Genomic DNA, 1,441 nt, shown 5'->3' on the forward strand with positions numbered 1-1,441 from the left:
CACTCGGCGCTTCTTTGGGTTCGATTGAGAGGAAAGATCATTAAAGAAGATCGTGGTGAGATAAATTGCGGGTCGGCACAACGTGAGCCAGGCCAAGCGCTGTGCTGGGCACACGCGCCTTACTGTAGCCGTTCCGAATCACGTTCTGTTCACTCTAGCTAATATAAGCTTTGTACCGAGTATTGACTGGGTGCGTAAAATTGTAAGTACCGGCGCCGGCCGCCTCGAGTTCATACCGCCTATGGAGCCCAAGCTGGTCGCAAAGCCGCCCGAGGGCGAACACTGGATTCACGAGATCAAGCTCGACGGCTACCGAACCCAGATCATCATAAAGAGCCCTGACGATATTCGCGCATTCAGCAGCAGCGGAGCGGACTGGACCAGGAAATACGCAGGCATCATCGAGGCGGCCCGGATTCTCGACGTAGAACGCGATCTTCGAGGGCGAGGCGGTCGTCACCGGCGCGAATGGCCTGCCCGATTTCGACGCACTGCAGAAAGCCGTCCACAGCGATCCGTACGCCACGATCCTCGGCGCCTTCGATATCATGCATCTCGACGGCCACGATCTGCGCGACATCGGATGCAAGGCGCGCCGGGAGCTTCTTTTCGGCATCATTAAGTCGAACAGCAGGATCCAGTTCAGCGAGGCGATACCTGGCGACCCCAAAGCCATCTTCTATCTCGCCGACAATGCGGGGCTAGAAGGGATTGTCTCCAAGCGCGCCGACAGCCCGTATCGAAGTGGCCCGACATCGAATTGGCTGAAGACGAAGAGCTTCACGGTCCAGGAATACGAACTGCTGGGCGTCGAGCGTGAGCCGGGCAAGGCGGCATTCGCCTTACTGGCCGAGCCAGGCACCGGGAAGTATGTCGGTTCGGCGTTCATCAGTCTGGGCCGCGACATGAAGGAACGGCTGTGAAAGCGGGTCAAGGAACATGCCGGCCCGCTCCGGGCGGCATCAAGAAGCGACCGGCGACGCAGTGGGTTGGGCCAGGCGTGAAGCTGCGATCAAGCACCTTCGTGGCGAACATAAGTATATACGCCATGCCTCGCTGCTTGGCTTCGGCGACGATCCGGAGCGTCCCGGAAAATAATGACGAGCCGCTTCGCTGCGGGTCAATCAAGTAACCGATACAATCCGCTGATTGATTAAATTCGTTGTCACGACGAGGCCAAGCGTTGCCTTCGATATCGGCTCTCAGTCCAACACGGAAGCAAGCGAACCTCAAATGCAGTCTGTCTCACAACACTGCGCTGGCTAAAGCCAAGTTCAATTCATCAGTCGCGTTGCAGAATTCGTTGTCAATAAGGCACTTGCGCCAGCAAGATAAATCGAGCCATTGCCGTTCATCTCGATCCGGTTGACCACAAAGATGCGAGGCTTACTGTCGGTCGACAATGCACCGCCACCTGTAAGAAAAAGCTTTTGTGACGGCA

The 1,441-nt window shown here is 56.8% G+C and carries 1 protein-coding gene; it reads left to right on the forward strand.

The annotated features are described in order from the left end of the window. Nucleotides 1–491: 491 nt before the first annotated feature. The gene (locus NKI25_RS36160) at nt 492–923 is read left to right on the forward strand and encodes an ATP-dependent DNA ligase (protein ID WP_352643615.1); all 432 of its coding nucleotides are present in this window, start codon (nt 492–494) and stop codon (nt 921–923) included. Nucleotides 924–1,441: the final 518 nt, after the last annotated feature.

The organism is Mesorhizobium sp. M0808 (genome assembly GCF_040320025.1).
In the GTDB taxonomy this organism is placed as follows: Bacteria; Pseudomonadota; Alphaproteobacteria; order Rhizobiales; family Rhizobiaceae; genus Mesorhizobium.